The following is an 18,965-nucleotide window of genomic DNA, read 5'->3' as shown; positions in this document are numbered from 1 at the left end:
GGCCCCGCTACGCCTCGTCGGCGGCGCTTTCGCCGTCGGTGGAGTCGAGCACGACCTCGAACTCCAGCAAGTCCGCGGACTGCGACACCGGCTTGCGGGGTTTCTCCCCCGCGTTTTCTCCATGCCCGGCACGGCCGGCACCTTCCCACCACGCGTTGTAGGACTCCTCGTCCGCCCAGCGGGTGACCACGAAGTAGCGGTCCTCGCCTTTGACCGGGCGCAGCAACTGGAAGCCCTCGAAGCCGGGGTGGCCGTCGATGGAGCGCTTGCGGGCGGCGAACCGGCGCTCCAGCTCCTCGCCGGCGCCCTCGGGGACGGTAATCGCGTTGATTTTCACAATACTCATGGCAGTCATTATCCATGCATTCCCGCCACACGGACGTTCCTTGCGAGTTTTGGCTACCTTTGAACAAGAACAACCCAACCGCGACCTGGACTGCCACCTGGGAGGCTGACATGCACGACATCACGTCCACCGAAAGCTGGGGCAAGCTGGAAAAACTCCACGCTGAAAAGTCCCGCACCACCCTGCGGGATTTGTTCCGGGCGGACGATGAACGTGCGCAGCGCTACACGTTCGACGCGGCCGGGCTGCGGGTGGATCTTTCTAAGAACTTGGTGGACGGAGACGTCGCAAAGAAATTGCTCACGCTCGCGGAAGAAGCGGACCTGAAAGGCCGCATCGAGGCGATGTTTAGCGGCGGGCGCATCAACGCCACCGAGGACCGCGCGGTGCTGCACACCGCCCTACGAGCCCCCGAGGACACCGAGCTGACCGTGGACGGCCAGGACGTCACCGCGGACGTGCATGCGGTGCTGAAGCAGATGCGCGAGTTTGCCGCCAAGCTGCGCAGCGGCGAGTGGGTGGGCCACACCGGCAAGACGATTTCCAAGGTGGTCAACATCGGCATCGGCGGCTCGGATCTGGGCCCGGCCATGGCCGCGCAGGCGCTGCGCACCTACGCCACCGCAGGAATTACGGCAGAGTTCGTCTCCAACGTGGACCCGGCGGACATGACGCGCGTGCTGGCTGAGGTGGATGCGGAAGAAACGCTGTTCATCGTCGCCTCCAAGACGTTCACTACCCAGGAGACGCTGGCCAACGCGCACGCCGCGAAGCGCTGGCTGCTCGAGCAGTTCAATGGTGACGAATCCGCGATTGCGAAGCACTTCGTGGCCGTGTCCACCAACGCGGAGAAGGTGGCGGAGTTTGGCATCGACACTGCCAACATGTTCCCGTTCTGGGACTGGGTAGGCGGGCGCTACTCCATGGATTCCGCGATCGGGCTGTCGCTTATGGCCGTGATCGGCCCGGAAGATTTCATGCGCATGCTCGAAGGCTTCCACGCCATGGACCAGCATTTCCGCACCACTGCATTCGAGGAGAATGTGCCGGTGCTGATGGGGCTTTTGAACATTTGGTACCGCAATTTCCACAAGGCGCAGACGCACGCGGTGCTGCCGTACTCGCAGGACCTCGCCCGCTTCCCCGCGTACCTGCAGCAGCTGACCATGGAGTCCAACGGCAAGCACACGCGTATCGACGGCGCAAGCGTCGACCACGACACCGGCGAAATCTACTTCGGCGAGCCGGGCACCAACGGCCAGCACGCGTTTTTCCAGCTGATCCACCAGGGCACCACGCTTGTGCCGGCGGACTTCATCGGCTTTGCCAAGCCGCGGGCGGACCTGCCCACCGCCACCGGCGAGGGCTCCATGCACGACCTGCTCATGGGCAACTTCTTCGCGCAGACGAAGGTCATGGCTTTTGGTAAGACCCAGCAGGAGATTGAGGCCGAGGGCGTGCCGCACGCACTGGCCCCGCACAAGGTGATGCCGGGCAACCGCCCCACCACCACCATCTTGGCGAAGGAGCTCTCCCCGTTCAGCCTGGGCGCGCTGATTGCGCTGTACGAACACGTCGTGTTCGTCGAGGCCGCGATCTGGGGCATTAACGCCTTCGACCAGTGGGGCGTGGAGCTGGGCAAGGCGCAGGCGAACGACCTGGCCGCCGCCGTCGCGGGCGAAGAGGCGCCGGACACGGGCGATTCCTCCACCGACAGCCTGATCGCCTGGTACCGGGAGCACCGCTGATGGGCGACGCCGGTGGGCTCGCGCGAGCTTTTACGCCGGCACATGAAAAATTCCCAGGCAGACGCGCCGGTGCACACTTGGACGCTTGAGGTTGAGTAGGGCAAGATAGGCCCAATGCAGAGCATCATCGACTGGATTGTGGGCCTCATGGAGACCCTCGGCGCACCCGGCGTCGGCATCGCGATCCTCTTGGAGAACCTCTTCCCGCCCATCCCGTCCGAGGTGGTGCTGCCACTCGCCGGCTTCACCGTCGCGCAGGGGTCACTGAACATGGTCAACGTGTTCATCTGGTCCGTGCTGGGCTCCGTCATCGGCGCATACGTGCTCTACGGGGTCGGCGTGTGGCTGGGACTCGAGCGGCTGCGCAAGATCGCCGACTGGATGTGGCTCGTTCGCGCCTCCGACGTGGACTCCGCGATGAATTTCTTCACCAAATACGGCAAGCCGAGCGTGTTCTTCGGCCGCCTCATCCCCGGCGTGCGCTCGCTCATTTCCATCCCCGCAGGCCTGGGCAAGATGAACTTGGTCACCTTCGGCCTGTGGACGACCCTGGGCTCCGGCATCTGGAACGCCATCCTGATCTACCTGGGCTTCGTCCTCGGCGACAACTGGGAGAAGGCCACCGAGTACGCCGACACCTACTCCAACGTGATCTACGTGGTGCTTCTCCTGATCATCCTGGGCTTTTTGGTGTTCTTCATCCGCCGTGCGGTGCGCGAGAAAAACGCGGCGAAGGTGCAGGCTGACACCGCGGGCACCACCAAATAACCCGCTCCAGGTCGCCCTCCCCGCCGAGGAATCCCTTGGTGATCAGGGTGCCGCACCGCCTGCACGGCTTATTGTTGCGGCCAAACACGTAACTCGTCTCCCCCGCCCGCTTGATCCCGGTGGTCACGCGGACGGGGGCATCTTTATTCGCCCACATCAGCCTGCGGGCGAGACGCACATGCTTCTCGACGTCCACGTCACGCACCAACTCCGCCGGATGCGTTCCAGCCAAGAAGTTGATCTCCGCCCGGTACTCGTTGCCGATGCCGGCGAGTTTGTGCTGATCTAGCAGCGCACGGCCAATCTCGCGGCCGGGCTCGGCTTCGATGCGCCTCACCGCCTCGTGGAGGTCGAAGTCGGGGTCGAGCAGGTCTGGTCCGAGGTAGCCCATCTCTTGTTGGTATTCCCTGGCCGGGAAGACACGGACCAGCCCGAGCCAAAAGCCGACGAGTTCGATGTCGGCCTTTGGTTCGTCGCTAAGCGAAAGCACCACGCGGGCGGCGTGAGCGGGCTTTTTCCACCTGGCGCCGGCGCGGTACATGGACCACGTGCCCTCCATTTTCAGGTGGGTGTGCAGGATTTGCGGCTGGTAGCCGTCTTTGGCGAACTGCATGAATAGGTGCTTGCCGTACGGCCAGACGCGCTCGCAGGTCATGCCCGTGAAGTCGACGGTGGCGTAGCGCGGAACGCGAATGCTGGTGGCTGTGACCTCGCGGCCTTGCATCCACTGCAGACGTTTTGAAAGCTGATAGACGGAATCACCTTCGGGCATAGTGGGGTCTATGTTCCAATTTCTACGCAAAATCTTCAACACTGTTAACACCGGGCCGACGCCGGAAGAGTCGCTGGTGGGCTTCTTCCCGGACATGGACGCCGCTGTCGAGTGGGCGCGCGGGGTGCTCGCGGAGACCGGCACCGACCCCAAAGCGCAGTTCGTGCGCGCAGTGAAAGACGTACGTGAAGCGAACCCACGACTCAGCCTTTTGGCTGCTAACCACCTGGTCAAGCAGCTAATTTAGCACACCTGTTCTATTTTTGATTTGGCGTGTCGGACGCGCCGATACATTGACACCCAACACCCGAGAAATGTTGCGGGAAGGAGGGTGTGTCATGAACGGAATCGCCGAGCTCGTGGACCAGGTCACCGACGGCCTGTCGCAGTTGCGCCAGCTTCTGGACGATCCTTCGGCCCTCCCCCTCGCGACCATCACCCGCGACATCGCGCGCCTCGAACGCGCGATGGATAAGAAGGCGTACGTCGATGCCGCCTTCGCGCAGGCGTGCGTGCTGGCGGACGCCGGCAAGCTGGTCGGCGCGAACCACCCGGACGCGTACTTGACCGAGAAGCTCGGCATCTCCCGCGGCGAGGCCTACAACCGCCTCGCGCGGGCGAAGGCGCTGTTCGACGCGCCGCCTCCGCCTGAGCCGGATCTGGGCGACCTCTTCGGCGATGATGACACGGAGGAGGACCGCTCCGCCGCGGAAGAGGCCGCACGCAAGGCCGCCGACGAGGAAGCCGAGCGCCGCCGCAAGGACCAGGAGGAGGCCCGCAAGCGTGCCGACGAGGTCCCGGCCGCCAAGCAGGACATCATCCGCCGCGAGTTGGACAAGCTGCTCAAGGCCGCCGAAGGTGAGCGGATGCGCATCTATGCCCGCGCGATGGAGCAGGCGAAGTACCGCGACGAGAAAGATCTGCGACTGTTTGTGAAGCGCCTGGTCGCCGAGGCCAACAAGCCGCACGTGAAAGCGAACCCGAACGCGGGCTTTGAGAAGCGCGACGCCTCGCTGGGCAGAGAGAACAGCGACGGTACCTTCGACGTGACGCTGTCCATGACCCGCGCCGATTACGCGCTGTACAAGGCGCTCACCGACAAAGGGCTGTCGCCGAATGCCAACATCCCAGCCGAGCTCCAGCGCGACCGCGACCCGCGCACAAAGGGGCAGCGCCGCTACGACCAGTACATGGCTATCCTGCGCCAGTACGAGGAGGGGCAGCAGGCCGCGAACGGCGGCGCGGCGTCGGTGGTCGTGTCCATCACGTTGGACGACCTCGCCGGGGCCGACGCCAACACCCTGTTCCAGACCAACGTCGGGGTGGAGCTCGACGCCTTCGATCTGGTTCGGCTAGGCATGGACGGCACGAGCGATTTCCTGCTCACCGTCGACGGGCTTTCCGGGGTGCCGCTGCACCTCGGCCGGTCGCGGAGGCTCGCGTCGGTGGGCCAGCGCATCGCCATGTTCGCGGTGCAGGGCGTGTGCTCCTGGGCCGGCTGCACGACCTCAATGAGCGAGTGCGAGGCCCACCACATCATCTCCTGGCTACGCTACGGCGCGACCGACATCGAGAATCTCACCGGCCTGTGCCCCACCCACCACAGGTGCAACAACGACCACCGGGACGGCTCCTTTAATAAGGGGTACATGGACTACGACCCGGAGACCGGCGGCGCCGTCCTGGTAAAGGCCGACGGTACCCGCCACACCAACACCACGGATCCCGCCATGCACTCGGCGGTCAATCGGATCCGGGCGAAACGGAACTCGACGTCGGCTCCACCACCTGCAGAAACGCACTGGCCCACTTCCCCACCGCCACCACCGGGGCGCGCGGGCCGGGCCAACCATCGGCCCACCCACCGGATGCCGATGCGGCCCTAAAAGACCTGCGCTTCCAACGTGAATTAGTCGTCGAAGGTTGGTCCGGCACCTTCATTGCCGTCGAGCTCCCCCAGCGCTTCCGCCACGCTGCGCCCGCGCCGCTTCGGGGGCGCCGAGGCACGCCCGCCGATCTTCGCGCCCTTGTGGGTCGCCGTCGCCCCGTACTCCTTGAGCGAAAAGGCCGGCCCACCGTCGAGCTTTTCCACACTCAACGGCTGCATCCGGCCTGCACGCACCGCGGTCGTCAGGGCGTCGACAACTAGCGGCATCGGGTCGTCGACCCCGTCCGGGAAGAAGTCGAAGAACGTGGTCATCGTTTTCCCGCCCCGGGTGACGTGCGCGGCCAGGAGCCCATCGATCAGCACCACCATCGCCCCGGCCGAGCGGGTCGGCCCCTGCGCCGGCCACGGCAGCGCCGCCCCGTACGGGTTCGCCGGGTCCGTGGCGGCGAGCACGTGCACGTGCGGCTCGCGGGCGCCCGAGGGCCAGCCGACCACGTCGTCGGAATCCTGGTGGCCGCGCAGCCGGTCGATCGTCGCCGGGGTGGAAAACTGCGAGGCGCCCAGCCCCTCCACCAGGTAGCCGCGCATCGCCTTGCCGGAGGCCTCGAACCCGGACAGGGTCTTGTATGCAAGCGCGAACCCGCCCAGGATGTCCTCGGCCACCACCGAGCCGCGGGTGACCACCCCGTAGCGGTCCAGCAGCGACTCGCCGAGGGCCACCGACCGCCGCGTCGCGTCGTCGTCGGGCGTCGGTGTGAGCGACCACCGCCCCACCATGTCCGGCGGCACGCTCGCCGCGAACGAGGTCCGCCCCGAGCGCACCCTGCTTCGCGACGGCCTCCGGCGAGCCCTGTGCGCCGTCTTGCCTCCGGCGAGCCGCGCCCGGATCGGCGCGAACGAGTCGGGGGCCAAAAACCCGGCCTCGACCAGGTCCCACATGGCCTCGCGCAGCTCCTCGGTCGTGGTTGTGGGTTCGAGGAGGTCGCTGAACAGGAACCCACCGCCACCGCGCACCTTTTCCCTCACCTGGGACTGGGTCAGCGACAGCAGTGGCTCGTCGACCTGCGGCATGAGCTGGGTGGCGTAGTCCGCCGGCAGCAGCATGATCCACGGGTCGCGCGCCCCCGCCTTCCCGGCGCCGACGATGGTGATCTCCCCGGAAGCGGTGAGCTCGTCGAGCATCACCGGCGAGTAGTCGCCCACCCGGGCCGGCAGGATGTGGGACTCCCACGCGCTGGCCGGCAGCCGCACCCCGGCGAGCTGCTCCAGCACCGAGTAGACCCCGTCCGCCCCGCGCAGCGCCGGCGTGACCCCCACCGGGGCGACGTTCGACCACGCCGGCAGGAAGCGCCCGTAGGCGGACTGCGACACCGGGCGTGTCTGGGCGCGCGCCGCAGCCAGCGAGCGCGACCGGATGATCCGCAGCACCTCGGCGGCCACGTATTCCTCTTCCTCGATGCCCTGCCGGTAGCGGCCCGGGATGACCTTGTCCTTGTCCACCAGCGGCTGCAGCGCCGCGTGCGCCGCGCCAACCGCCAGGCCGAAGGCGTCGGCCAGGTCGCGCAGGGTGAACGGCCCGCGGGTGCGCACCCAGCGGCCCACCAGCTGGGCCAGAGCGTCGGGGATGGTCTGCACCTGGGCGGCGACGCCGGGCGGGACGGGCACGCCGAGGCCGTCGCGAAGCAGCGGCGCGTCCAGCACCTGGGCGACGTGCTCGCGCCCGCCGATACGCACCCGCATCATGCGCGCGCCCAGGGCCTGCTCCAGGGATGCGAGGGGGACCGTGGTGTAGAGGCGGAGCTCGTCGATAAGCACGGGCCCCACGATGCGCAGCGTGTCGGCGAACTGCTCCGAGGTCTCGGCGCGGCCCAGCCGGCGAAGCGACGCGTCGACCTCCGCGATGATGTCGGCGTCCAAAAGCTCGCGCAGCTCCACGGTGCCGAGCAGCTTGGCCAGCAGCGACGGGTCCAGCGACAGCGCCGCCGCCCGCTTCTCCGCCAGCGGGGTGTCGCCTTCGTACATGAACGCGCCGGTGTAGTTGAACAGCAGCGACGACGCGAAGGGGCTCGGCTGGTCCGTGGTCACCTCGGCGATGCGCACCCGGCGCGTGTTGATGTCGCGCATGACTTCCTGCAGGGCGGGCAGGTCGTAGACATCCTGGAGGCATTCGCGCACCGTCTCGAGAATGATAGGAAAACTCGGGTAGTTGCGAGCCACATCCAACAGCTGCTCGGCGCGCTGGCGCTGCTGCCACAGCGGCGCGCGCTTGCCGGGGTTGCGGCGCGGCAGAAGCAGGGCGCGGGCGGCGCACTCGCGGAACCGGGAGGCGAACAGGGCGGAGTTGCCCACCTGCTCGGTGACGATGTCGGCGATCTCGTCGGCGTCGAATTGGAAGACCGCCCCGTCCGGATCCTTGTCGCCTTGCGGCAGGCGCAACACGATGCCGTCGTCGCCCGCCACCGCCTGGGCGTCCATGCCGGTCTCCTGCGCGACCCGCCAGCCGGTGGCCAGCGCCCACGCCGCGTTGACCCCCTTGCCGAAGGGGGTGTGCAGCACCACGCGCCAATCCCCCAGCTCGTCGGTGAACCGCTCGAGCACCAGCGTCGTCTCGTCCGGCAGGATGCCGGTGGCCTCCTCCTGCTCCTCCAGGTATTGCAGCAGGTTGGTCCGCGCCCGCTCGTCCAGGCTCTCGTCCAGGGAGCTCTTTGCTTCTCGACGAAACGCGCCCACGGCCTTCCCCAGCTCATAGGGCCTGCCCAGCCCGTCGCCGGTCCAGAACGGCAGGCGGCCGGTGTGCCCCGGCGCGGGTGAGACCTGCACCTGGTCGCGGGTGATGTTCTCGATGCGCCAGCTGGAGGCGCCGAGGGTGAACACGTCGCCGACGCGAGACTCGTAGACCATCTCCTCGTCGAGCTCGCCGACGCGGCGGGGAGCCTTGTCCTCGGCGCCTGCGAGCAGGAAGACGCCGAACATCCCTCGGTCCGGGATGGTGCCAGCGTTGGTGACGGCGACCCGCTGGGCGCCGGGCCTCGCCTTCAGCACCGAGCCCTCCAGGATGGCGCGGGGCCGCAACTCCGCGAAGTCCGTGGACGGGTAGACGCCGACGACCAGGTCGATCACCGAGTCGAACACCTCGCGCGCCAGGTCCCGGTACGGCCAGGCGCGGCGCACCGTGTCGTACCACTCGTCGACGTCCAGGTCCTCGACCGCCACCGCCGCCACGGTCTGCTGCGCCAGCACGTCCAGGGGGCTGCGCGGGGTGTGCAGCTCCTCGATGAGGCCGGAGCGCATCCGCGGCACCGTCACCGCCGTTTGCACCAGGTCGGAGCGGTGCTTCGGGTAGAACGTGCCCTCCGAAATAGCGCCCACAGTGTGCCCCGCGCGCCCCACGCGCTGCAGGCCGGAGGCCACCGACGGCGGCGACTCCACCTGGATGACCAGGTCAACCGCGCCCATGTCGATGCCCAGCTCCAGCGAGGAGGTGGACACCACCGCGCGCAGGGTGCCCTCCTTCAGCATGGTCTCGGTCTGGGCGCGCTCGTCCTTGCTCACGCTGCCGTGGTGGGCCCGCGCGATCACGCTCGCGGCGTGGCCGGCGGTGTCGACCGACTTCATCAGCTGCGCCGGCGGGCGCCGTGTTGTGGGCGACAGGGCCTCCGGGTCGTGCTCCTTGGCCCACAGCTCGTTGAGCTGGCTGGTCAGCCGCTCCGCGGTGCGGCGCGAGTTCACGAACACGATGGTGGAGCGGTGCGCCATCACCTCGTCGTAGATGGAGCGCTCGATGTGCGGCCAGATGGAGTTCACCGCGCCCGGCGGCTGGACTGGCTCCGCCTCTTCCAGCGCGTCGTGGAACACCGCGTCGCCGATTGTGGAGGCGTCCTCCGGCACGGGCAGGTCGCTCATGTCCTCGACGGGCACGCTCACGGAAAGCTGCCAGCGCTTTTCGGCGGGCGGGTTGATGATGGTGGTCTTCGGGCCGAGGAAGTTGGCCACCGCCTCGATCGGGCGCACCGTGGCCGACAGGCCGATGCGCTGGAAGTTACCCGCCAGCCGCCGCAGCCGCTCCAGCGAGAGCGAAAGGTGCACGCCGCGCTTCGTGCCAGCCAGGGCGTGGATCTCGTCCACGATGACCGTGTCCACCGTCTTCAAGATGCCCGCCGCCTTCGAGGTGAGCATGAGGTACAGCGACTCCGGCGTGGTGATCAAAATGTCCGGCGGCTTTCGCACCTGCCGGTTGCGCTCGGACTGCGGGGTGTCGCCCGAGCGCACCCCGACCGAGATGTCCGGCATGTCGCGGCCCAGCTTCTGCGCCACCCGCGCGATGCCAGCCAGCGGCGCGCGCAGGTTGTTCTCCACGTCCACGCCCAGCGCTTTCAGGGGCGAGATGTAGAGGACTCGCACGCCGCCGTGGGTGGAGCTGTTCGCGCCGTCGATAGGCAGGGCTTGCTGCCCGGCGCGCTCCACCAACGAGTTCAGCGACCACAAAAATGCCGCGAGCGTCTTGCCGGAGCCGGTGGGGGCGACCACCAGCGCGTTTTCGCCGTCGGAGATCGTGCGCCACGCCTGCTCCTGCACCGCGGTCGGCGCGGCGAAGACGTCCCCGAACCACTGGGCCACCTGCGGGTGGAAGCGGCTGAGGATCGGCGCGTTCATCACGCCAACCTTAGCGGTAGAGTCGGGTGCATGACTGCTCAGTACTCGGATTCCCGGCTGACCAACCTCATCGCCGAGGGCACCGGCGAGATCCTCAAAGGCGTGCGCGGCGTGGGCCTGTTGCGGGGCCGCGAGCTCGGCGAGGCAGGCGACGAGCTCGCCCAGAGCTGGATCTCCAGGGTGCTTTCGCAGCACAGGCCTGACGACGGCTTCCTGTCGGAGGAGGCCGCCGACAACCAAGACCGCCTGTCGAAGGACAGGGTCTGGATCGTCGACCCCCTCGACGGCACGAAGGAGTTCGCCACGGGCCGCCAGGACTGGGCGGTGCACGTCGCGCTGGTGGAGGACGGGGTGCCCACCCACGCCGCGGTGGGCCTGCCGGATCTAGGTGTGGTGTTCAAGTCGTCCGATGTCCGCCACGTCTCCGGGCCGTTCGCGGGCAAGGTCGCGATGTCGAGGAACAGGCCCCCGGCCGTCGCGAAGCATGTCGCTCAAGCCTTGGGTTTTGAAGTCCAACCCGTGGGGTCCGCGGGCGCGAAGGCGATGCACGTGCTGCTCGGCGACTACGACGCCTACGTCCACGCCGGCGGCCAGTACGAGTGGGACCAGGCCGCGCCGGTGGGCGTGGCGCTCGCGGCGGGGCTGCACGCCTCGCGCCTCGACGGCACCCCGCTGCGCTACAACAACACCGACACCTACATCCCCGATATTGTGATCTGCCGGCCCGAACTTGCCGACGACATTCTGGAGGCCGCCGCCCGCTACCACGACGAGCACGGCACCTTTGAAGGAGTAGCTAAGTGATTTCCACCCCGTACGAGGACCTGCTGCGCAACGTTTTAGAAAACGGCGCCGAGAAGGGCGACCGCACCGGCACCGGCACCCGCAGCGTGTTCGGCCGCCAGATCCGCTACGACTTGTCCGAGTCCTTTCCCCTGCTGACCACGAAGAAGGTCTACTTCAAGGGGGTCGTCGGCGAGCTGCTGTGGTTCTTGCGCGGCGACTCCAACGTGCGCTGGCTGCAGGACAACGGGGTGCGCATCTGGAACGAGTGGGCCGACGACGACGGCGAGCTCGGCCCGGTCTACGGCGTGCAGTGGCGCTCCTGGCCCACCCCCGACGGCGGGCACATCGACCAGATCGAGGAGGTCCTGCGCACCCTGCGCGAGAACCCGGATTCGCGCCGCAACCTCGTCTCCGCCTGGAACGTGGCCGAGCTGGACAAGATGGCGCTGATGCCGTGCCACCTGCTGTTCCAGCTCTACGTCGCCGACGGCCGCTTAAGTATGCAGGTGTACCAGCGCTCCGCCGACATGTTCCTCGGCGTGCCGTTCAACATCGCCTCCTACGCGCTGTTGACGCACATGTTCGCGCAGCAGGCGGGCCTTGAGGTCGGCGAGCTGATCTGGACGGGCGGCGACTGCCACATCTACAACAACCACCTCGACCAGGTGCGCGAGCAGCTCTCCCGCGACGCCCGCGAGTACCCGCAGCTGAAGCTGCGCAAGGCGGCGTCGATCTTCGACTACGACTTCGCCGACATCGAGGTCGAGGGTTACGACCCCCACCCCACCATCAAGGCGGAGGTGTCCGTATGACCCTGGGCGCGATCTGGGCGCAAAGCCTCGACGGCGTGATCGGCGACGGCGCCGGCATGCCGTGGCACCTGCCCGAGGACCTCAAGCACTTCAAGGAAACCACCCTGGGCAGCCCCATCATCATGGGGCGCCGCACCTGGGAATCCTTGCCGGTCAAGCCGCTGCCGGGCCGCAAAAACATTGTGCTGTCCTCGCGCGAGGCCGACGAGTGGTCGGACGGCGCGTCGGTGTGCCGCGACATCCCGGACCTGGAGTCGGACGCGTGGATCATCGGCGGCGCCCAGGTCTACGAGGCCACCCTGGATGAGGTTGATGTCATCGAGCGCACACTTATCGACGTCCATCCGGACCTCCCCGCACACAAAGCCGTCCACGCGCCCCGCATCGACGACGCTTTCGAGCTGGTCCGCGACGGCGAATGGCAGACCTCCACGACCGGCCTGCGCTACAAGTTCCAACGTTTTGAAAGGGTTTGACATGACCGTTGCCGCACCTGAGACCTCCTCGCACGTAACCATCTTCGCCGCAGAATGGTGCCCGTTCTGCCGCAAGCTGCGCGAGCGCCTCGACCGCACCGAGACCCCCTACGACCTGGTCGACGTGGACGCCGACGGCATGGACGCGGTCAACGCCTGGATCGAGTCCGTCAACGACGGCAACCGCATCGTGCCCACCGTGCTCTACTCCGACGGCACACACGCCACCAACCCCGAGGCCTCCGCGGTGCGCGCGAAGCTGCGCGAGCTCACCGGCGAGGAGTAGCCCCGAAGTCCCGCAGCGCCGCCTCGGCGGCCCACCAGCCGGGCATGCCGTGCACCCCGGCGCCCGGCGCCGTCGACGCGGAGGCCAGGTACAGCCCCTTGCGCAGCCGGTGCGGCTGGCGCATGAGCAGCTGGGTGCCGTCCATGGCGCCGCCCGCAATGTCGCCGCCGACGAGGTTGGGGTTCCACGCCTCCAGTTCTTGCGGCGGCGTCTCGATTTTATCTTTGACCACCGCGGTAAAGCCCGGCGCGAACCGCTCGACCTGGGCTGTGATCCGCTGCGCCACCTCGCCCGGGTAGCGCTCCCGGTAGCCATGCGGGACGTGGGCGTAGGTCCACAGCACCAGCCCGCGCGAGGGGTCGGCTGCGTACTGCTGCGCCGCCATCACGAAGGGGCGCTCGGGCATGATCCCCTTGGCCACGTCCCGCTCGGCGCGCACGATCTCTTCCGCGGTGCCGCCGACGTGCACCGTGGCCGCCTTCCCCACCCGGGGATCCGCCCACGGCACCGGGGCGTTAAGCAAGAAGTCCACCTTGTGCACGCCCGGCCCGTAACGCCACCGGCGCATGGACCGGGCGCGGCGGGCGGGCAGCGACGTGCCGTCGAGAGGCAGCACCTGCCGTGGTGTGAGATTCAAGATCACCGCGTCCGCATCGGGCAGGGCGCGGACCTCCTCGCCGCGGTGCACCTGACCGCCGTGCTCCTCGACGATCCTGGCCAGAGCGGCCGTAACCGCGCCCGAGCCGCCTTCCGCCACCGGCCACCCGCGCGTCATGCCGAGCGCGCCAAACAGCAGCCCGAACGCCCCGGTCAGCGGGCGCGACGGCGAGGTGATCGCGTGCGTCGCGCTGCCGGCGAGCAGGGCGCGGGCCTCCTCGGTGCGCAGCGCGGCCCGCCCCAGCGCCGTGGCCGGCCACAGCCCGCGCGCACCGAACCGCGCCAGCGCGAGCGGGTGGCCGGGCACGCGCGGCATCGGCGCGAGCACGTCTTCAAGCAGGTCGTCCACGCGCGCCACCACCGGCTTGTGCAGCCGCGCCCAGGCCTTCCCGTCGACGCCAAGGCCAGCCGCGGTGTCCTCCAGCGAGCCCGCCAGCACTGCCGCGCCGCCATCGAGCGGGTGCGCCATCTCGTACGGCGCGCGCAGCCAGCGCACCCCGTAGTCCTCCAACTGCAGCGCCCGGAAGGCCGGGCTGGCGGCCCCGAAGGGGTGGCAGGCGGCGCCGAGGTCGACCAGCGTGGCGTCGTCAAGCATTTGCGTCGCAGCCGCGCCCCCTACTTCGGGCGAGCGTTCGCGGACCTCCACCCGCCAGCCGCTGGCCGCGAGGCGCGCGGCGGCCGTGAGCCCGTTGGGCCCGGCGCCGACGACAACTGCCCGAGGTTTCACCCCGCCAATGTTAGCTAGACTGCTGCCCATGAACACGAAGCAGATTGGATGGGCGCTGCACTGGGTCGTACGCATGGCAGCGTTTGTGCTGCTCATGCCGTACGCCCTGTTCAAACTCGGCCTGATGCAGATGGGCCGGCCCGATTTCCCGGAGCTGCTGATCACCCTCGGTGAGAAGTCCCCGATGGGCCTGTTGTGGACGTTCATGGGTTTCTCCCCCGTCGTGCAGTTCCTCGCGGGGCTGGCCGAATTCGTCGCCGCTCTGTTGCTGCTGTGGCGGCGCACCGCCTGGCTGGGCGGGCTGATCGGCTTCATTGATCTGGCCGTGGTGTGGCTTTTGAACATGACGTTCGACGTGCCCGTGAAGATCCCTTCGGCCCTCCAGGCGCTGCTGTACCTGCTGGTGCTGGCGCCGTGGCTGCCGCGGCTGTTCCGGTTCCTCGCGGGGCGCGCGACGGAGGCCGTTGAGGCGCCGCAGGTGATCACCAGCGACAAGGTCCACCGCGTGACCCGCTTCTTCCCCGCCGTCGCCGCCGTGGTCGTACTCGGTGCGGGCGGGTTTGCCATGTTCACCAGCATCCCGAAGGCGCTCGACCGCGAGGGCACCGAGCTCTCCGGCCTGTATGCGGTGTCCGGCGGCGACATCGAAGCGGCTCCCGCCTTGTCCGACGACCAGCGCTGGGCGACGATCGCGTTCGGCTCCATCGACGGCCCCGCTGCCGGCAGCTTCTACCGGGTGGAGGGCGCCGAAACCCCCGAAGGCTCCTTCCACGGGCTCGCTGCCTTACGACGAGCCTCCGGCGACCTCCAGGAAGGCTTCTACACCCTCGACGGCGACCGGGTGATAATCCAGCTCACCGCACCCATGACCGACGACGGCGTCAACGCCGCCCCGCGCGGCCCCATCGAGGAAACGATGGAGTTCACCTGGCGCGCCGACGGGGACTCGCTCGAGCTCACCCCAGCCGGCGGCAAGGCGTTCGTACTCACCCCGTCGAAGCTGGGCACCACCCTGCTGGACCGGCCGTTCACGTGGGTCTCCCCGCCGTTCAACCGGTAGTTTGGGCAGGTAAATCGGCAAAAATCGCGCCCCAGAGAGTGTCTGAAGTCACGACATATTTGACGGGGTGTGCCTGCGGAAGGCGTTGTGATCCTTGACAGGTCAGTCGCGTCATTGTTGACACTTAGGGTTACCTCAGTCGTGTCGGTGATGTTTGACTGGTGAGTCGGGACATGTTTGACCCTATGAAGAGTCCTAACCGCAACATCGCCATCGTCAGAGCCGTCAGAGATCAAGGCGGCACACCCACCAGCGTCGCCAAACGCTTCGGCATCTCACGGCAACGCGTCCACCAGATCCTCAACGCCTACGACGCAGGCGGCGCCGAAGCAATCGCACCGAAATCACGCGCCCCTCACACCCACCCGCACGCCGTGCCGGAAGCACTACGCAACGACATCATCACCGCCCGCGACTACCAAAAGGCCTACTGGAAACACGGCGACCCACCACAGCCCCCCGAATAAACAAAACCGGCACCCCAGAACAAAAACAACTGGGATGCCGGTCCGTCCAGCATGTCGCGACTCATGACATCGCGCCCCAGAGAGGAATCGAACCTCCGACACCTTCTTTAGGAGAGAAGTGCTCTATCCACTGAGCTACTAGGGCAATGGGGTAAGAGTACCGCAGCGGTTGCACGCGCCGAAAACAGGCTCGTAAGCCCTTCCACCGCAACCTACGGTCCGGTAGGGTTTGAGCGAAAAGCCCCCTACCCTGCGAGGTGCCCCATGACCACCCTCAAGACAGGCCAGATCCAGCGCACCTACGTGGTCGCGGACCGCGGCGAGCGCCCAGCCGCGCGCGGCTGGTCCCACCTCGTGGCCGCCGCCCTGTCCGCCGTCTCCTCGGCCGTGCTGATCACGTTCGGGTGGATGACCCTGCCATGGCCGCAGGCCCTCGGCGTGACCATCTACGGCGCCGGCGTGGTGCTGCTGTTCGCCGTCTCCGCGATGTACCACCGGTGGCCGTGGCGCTCGCTTGAAGCGGTGCAGTGGTGGCGCCGGGCCGACCACGCCACCATCTCGGTGTTCATCGCCGCCACCTACACGCCGCTGTGCCTGATTGTGTTCGAGCCGCGCACCGCCGCGATCATGCTCGCGGTGGCGTGGGCGGGCGGCATCGGCGGGGCGGTGCTCAACCTGGTGTGGATCAACCATCCGCGGTGGCTCGACGTCGTGGTCTACGTGGGGTTGGGCTGGATCATCGTGCCGCTGCTGCCGACGCTGTGGAGCTCCGCCGGCCCCGCCGTGGTGTGGCTGCTGTTCGCCGGCGGGGTGGTCTACACGCTCGGCGCGCTGGTCTACGGCTTCAAGTGGCCGGGGCGTTCCGCGCGCTACTACGGCTACCACGAGCACTTCCACACCGCGACCGTTATCGCCGCCGTGTGCCACCTCGTCGCCATTTGGATGGTGGTTGTGGCGCACTAGGGCTAGAGTGACGCATGTGACTACCTTTAATCGCCGCACGTTCCTCAAATCCGCCGGTGCAGCCGCCGCCACCGCCGCGCTTGCCGGCAGCACTTCAGCCGCTCTCTCCCCCGCCGCCCAGGCGCAGCAGCGCCGGGTGCTCGGCACGGTGGTGGATTACTCGGCTGGCGTGCCGCAGGCCAGCGCCGTGAAAGCCGCCGGCCACATGGGCGCGGTGCGGTACGTCTCCGACCGCCGCCCCGGCGCCGAATGGATGCGCGGCAAGCCCGTCACCGCGGCCGAGACCCGCGACTACAAGGCCAACGGCCTCGCCATCGCCTCGGTGTACCAGTTCGGCCGCGCCGAGACCGCCGATTGGAAGCGCGGCGCGCTCGGCGCCGCCGCCCACGCCCCGAAGGCGATGGCGCTGCACACCGCGGCGGGCGGGCCGACCGGGCGCCCGATCTACGTAGCCATCGACGACAACCCCACCATCGAGCAGTTCAACAACCAGATCAACCCGTATCTGACGGCCATGGGCGCCGCTTTCAGCGCCGCCGGCTACCAGCTCGGCGTGTACGGCAACTACTACACCATTGCCTGGTGCCTCGAAGACGGCATCGGCTCCTACTTCTGGCAGCACGACTGGGGCTCCCGCGGCAAGGTCCACCCGAGGGCTAACCTCCACCAGGTCGCCGGGCAGCAGGCCACCATCCAGGGCGTGCAGGTGGACATCAACAACGTCTACGCCTCCGACTGGGGCCAGTGGACCCTGGGGCAGCCCTCCCCGCTGACCAACCTGACGCCGGGCGACTGGTCCGCACTGCTCCAGGGCAGCAGCCAGCTGTCGTCTTCCTGGATGAGGTAGCGCAACGAAAAACGGCCCGGAAGCTCCGGGCCGTTTTGTTTCGAGCTAGCGCTCAGCCTTAGTGGTCGACGGGGGCCTCGACGCCGACACCGGTCAGCGAGCGGACCTCCATCTCGGCCTGCAGCTCGTCGAAGTTGTCCGGCTTGCCCAGGTAGGTGCCGACAATGCCGGCGAGGAAGCCGAGCGGGATGGACACCAAGCCCGGGCTGGTCAGCGGGAAGATGGACCAGTCGGCGTTGGGGAACATAGCGGTCGGGCTGCCGGAGACCGCCGGCGACAGGGCGATCAGCACCAGGGCGGAGATCAGGCCGGTGTAGATCGATGCCACCGCGCCGGTGGTGTTGAAGCGCTTCCAGTACAGGGAGTACAGGATGGTCGGCAGGTTCGCGGACGCCGCGACGGCGAACGCCAGGGAGACCAGGAAAGCCACGTTCTGCTGCATCGCCAGGATGCCCAGGATGATGGAGACGATACCCAGCACAACCACGGTGATGCGGGAGACGCGGACCTGCTCTTCCTCGGTGGCCTGGCCGTCGCGAAGCACTGCGTCGTAGATGTCGTGGGCGATGGATGCGGAGGCAGTGATGGCCAGACCGGCGACGACCGCAAGCACCGTCGCAAAGGCGACTGCGGAAATCAGCGCCATGAAGATGGAACCGCCGAGCTCGAATGCGAGCAGCGGGGCCGCCGAGTTCGCGCCGCCGGGGGCTGCGAGAATGCGATCCGGGCCGACGAAGGCGGCCGCGGCGTAGCCCAGGATCAGGGTGAGCAAGTAGAAGGAGCCGATGAGCACGATCGCCCAGGTCACGGACTTACGCGCCTCCTTTGCGGTAGGCACGGTGTAGAAGCGCATGAGCACGTGCGGCAGACCTGCGGTACCGAGCACCAGGGAGAGTCCGAGGGAGATGAAGTCCAGCTTGGAAGTGGTAGTCTCGCCGTATTTCAGGCCCGGCTTCATAATCTCCTCGGCCTCGTAGCCGCTCTCCGCGAGGTAGCTGGACGCGGAGTGGGTGTCGATGGCCTGGTCGAACACCGCGGTCAGGCCGCCCTTGGCCATGATGAACGCCAGCACCGACATGATCAGCACGCCGGCGATGAGCAGCACGGCCTTGATCATCTGCACGTACGTGGTGCCTTTCATGCCGCCGACGAGGACGTAGATGATCATGATCACGCCGACGATGCCCACGCAGATCGCCTGCGCGGTAAAGGAGTGCAGGTTCAGCAGCACGGACACCAGGGAGCCCGCACCAGCCATCTGGGCGATGAGGTAGAACAGCGACACGAACAGGGTGCCAAACGCCGCGGCCACGCGCACCGGCTTCTGGCGCAGGCGGAACGACAGCACGTCGGCCATGGTGAAGCGGCCGACGTTGCGCAGCGGCTCCGCCACCAGCAGCAGCGCAACCAGCCACGCGACGAAGAAGCCGATGGAGTACAGGAAGCCGTCGTAGCCGTTGAGCGCGATCGAGCCGACGATGCCGAGGAAGGATGCGGCGGAAAGATAGTCGCCGGCGATGGCGAGGCCGTTTTGCGTGCCGCTAAACGACGCACCGCCGGTGTAGAAGTCCGCGGATTCGCTTGTGGTCTTGCCGGCACGGGTCACGATGTAGAGGGTGACCACGATGAAGGCGGCGAAAATGGCGATGTTGAGCAGCGGGTTGCCGGCTGCTTCCCCGGCGTCGGCTGCAAACAGGTGGGTCTGCATG

16 protein-coding genes, 1 tRNA gene and 1 pseudogene are annotated in these 18,965 nt (G+C 67.7%); 12 read left to right on the top strand and 6 right to left on the bottom strand.

Annotated elements, in window-relative coordinates:
- Positions 1-7: 7 nt before the first annotated feature.
- Positions 8-346, bottom strand: coding sequence for an antibiotic biosynthesis monooxygenase family protein (locus CIHUM_RS03435; RefSeq protein ID WP_034999934.1), 339 nt, complete (start codon positions 344-346; stop codon positions 8-10).
- 110 nt (positions 347-456) lie between these two features.
- Here CIHUM_RS03435 and pgi point away from each other — a divergent pair, with 110 nt between their 5' ends.
- Positions 457-2,094 carry a glucose-6-phosphate isomerase gene (gene pgi, locus CIHUM_RS03430; RefSeq protein WP_034999933.1) on the top strand — a complete coding sequence of 546 codons (1,638 nt, stop codon included), beginning with the start codon at positions 457-459 and terminating at the stop codon, positions 2,092-2,094.
- 114 nt (positions 2,095-2,208) lie between these two features.
- Positions 2,209-2,862 carry a DedA family protein gene (locus tag CIHUM_RS03425; protein ID WP_034999455.1) on the top strand — a complete coding sequence of 218 codons (654 nt, stop codon included), beginning with the start codon at positions 2,209-2,211 and terminating at the stop codon, positions 2,860-2,862.
- Here the strand turns inward: CIHUM_RS03425 and CIHUM_RS03420 are convergent.
- Positions 2,792-3,634, bottom strand: coding sequence for a DNA-formamidopyrimidine glycosylase family protein (locus tag CIHUM_RS03420; protein WP_034999454.1), 843 nt, complete (start codon positions 3,632-3,634; stop codon positions 2,792-2,794). The genes CIHUM_RS03425 and CIHUM_RS03420 overlap by 71 nt on opposite strands.
- Before the next feature lie 10 nt (positions 3,635-3,644).
- On the opposite strand from CIHUM_RS03420, the gene CIHUM_RS03415 reads away from it, so the two are divergent.
- Positions 3,645-3,881: a YciI family protein gene (locus tag CIHUM_RS03415; RefSeq protein WP_034999453.1), complete on the top strand. Its 237-nt coding sequence runs from the start codon at positions 3,645-3,647 to the stop codon at positions 3,879-3,881.
- A 91-nt stretch (positions 3,882-3,972) separates the two neighbouring features.
- Positions 3,973-5,520, top strand: a complete 1,548-nt coding sequence (locus CIHUM_RS03410; RefSeq protein WP_051106432.1) for an HNH endonuclease signature motif containing protein — start codon at positions 3,973-3,975, stop codon at positions 5,518-5,520.
- 23 nt (positions 5,521-5,543) lie between these two features.
- On the opposite strand, the gene CIHUM_RS03405 is transcribed toward CIHUM_RS03410, so the two are convergent.
- A complete protein-coding gene (locus tag CIHUM_RS03405) occupies positions 5,544-10,175 on the bottom strand; it encodes an ATP-dependent helicase (protein WP_034999451.1) in 4,632 nt (1,543 codons plus the stop codon).
- A gap of 30 nt (positions 10,176-10,205) precedes the next feature.
- On the opposite strand from CIHUM_RS03405, the gene CIHUM_RS03400 reads away from it, so the two are divergent.
- Genes CIHUM_RS03400 through CIHUM_RS03385 form a run of 4 tightly spaced genes read left to right on the top strand, consistent with a single transcriptional unit; the run spans position 10,206 to position 12,535 of the window.
- Positions 10,206-10,979, top strand: a complete 774-nt coding sequence (locus CIHUM_RS03400) for a 3'(2'),5'-bisphosphate nucleotidase CysQ (protein WP_034999449.1) — start codon at positions 10,206-10,208, stop codon at positions 10,977-10,979.
- The gene (locus CIHUM_RS03395; RefSeq protein ID WP_034999448.1) at positions 10,976-11,773 is read left to right on the top strand and encodes a thymidylate synthase; all 798 of its coding nucleotides are present in this window, start codon (positions 10,976-10,978) and stop codon (positions 11,771-11,773) included. The genes CIHUM_RS03400 and CIHUM_RS03395 overlap by 4 nt, the downstream gene beginning before the upstream one ends.
- On the top strand, positions 11,770-12,249 hold the full coding sequence (locus CIHUM_RS03390; RefSeq protein WP_034999447.1) for a dihydrofolate reductase: 480 nt from the start codon (positions 11,770-11,772) through the stop codon (positions 12,247-12,249). Before CIHUM_RS03395 ends, CIHUM_RS03390 begins: the two co-directional genes overlap by 4 nt.
- 1 nt (position 12,250) lies before the next feature.
- Positions 12,251-12,535: a mycoredoxin gene (locus tag CIHUM_RS03385; protein WP_034999444.1), complete on the top strand. Its 285-nt coding sequence runs from the start codon at positions 12,251-12,253 to the stop codon at positions 12,533-12,535.
- On the opposite strand, the gene CIHUM_RS03380 is transcribed toward CIHUM_RS03385, so the two are convergent.
- Entirely contained in the window at positions 12,519-13,949 is a 1,431-nt protein-coding gene (locus CIHUM_RS03380) for a phytoene desaturase family protein (protein ID WP_273680252.1), read from the bottom strand. The two genes, CIHUM_RS03385 and CIHUM_RS03380, sit on opposite strands and share 17 nt — an antisense overlap.
- On the opposite strand from CIHUM_RS03380, the gene CIHUM_RS03375 reads away from it, so the two are divergent.
- Positions 13,948-14,979, top strand: coding sequence for a hypothetical protein (locus tag CIHUM_RS03375; protein WP_051106431.1), 1,032 nt, complete (start codon positions 13,948-13,950; stop codon positions 14,977-14,979). The genes CIHUM_RS03380 and CIHUM_RS03375 overlap by 2 nt on opposite strands.
- A 185-nt stretch (positions 14,980-15,164) precedes the next feature.
- Positions 15,165-15,392, top strand: a pseudogene (locus CIHUM_RS03370) (helix-turn-helix domain-containing protein); the annotation flags it as partial.
- Positions 15,393-15,518: 126 nt separating this feature from the next.
- Here CIHUM_RS03370 and CIHUM_RS03365 read toward each other — a convergent pair.
- Positions 15,519-15,591, bottom strand: a tRNA-Arg gene (locus CIHUM_RS03365).
- 119 nt (positions 15,592-15,710) lie between these two features.
- Between CIHUM_RS03365 and trhA the strand changes: the two genes are divergently transcribed.
- Together trhA and CIHUM_RS03355 are read left to right on the top strand one after the other, a co-directional pair.
- Positions 15,711-16,409 carry a PAQR family membrane homeostasis protein TrhA gene (trhA, locus tag CIHUM_RS03360; protein ID WP_034999438.1) on the top strand — a complete coding sequence of 233 codons (699 nt, stop codon included), beginning with the start codon at positions 15,711-15,713 and terminating at the stop codon, positions 16,407-16,409.
- 16 nt (positions 16,410-16,425) lie between these two features.
- Positions 16,426-17,256, top strand: a complete 831-nt coding sequence (locus CIHUM_RS03355) for a DUF1906 domain-containing protein (protein WP_392389864.1) — start codon at positions 16,426-16,428, stop codon at positions 17,254-17,256.
- Positions 17,257-17,314: 58 nt separating this feature from the next.
- On the opposite strand, the gene CIHUM_RS03350 is transcribed toward CIHUM_RS03355, so the two are convergent.
- Positions 17,315-18,964 carry a solute symporter family protein gene (locus CIHUM_RS03350; RefSeq protein WP_034999436.1) on the bottom strand — a complete coding sequence of 550 codons (1,650 nt, stop codon included), beginning with the start codon at positions 18,962-18,964 and terminating at the stop codon, positions 17,315-17,317.
- Position 18,965 lies beyond the last annotated feature (1 nt).

Source organism: Corynebacterium ihumii, from assembly GCF_028609825.1.
Classification (GTDB): domain Bacteria; phylum Actinomycetota; class Actinomycetes; order Mycobacteriales; family Mycobacteriaceae; genus Corynebacterium; species Corynebacterium afermentans.
The sequence above is the reverse complement of the archived record's forward strand: the minus strand, read 5'-3'. Positions and strand labels throughout refer to the sequence as shown.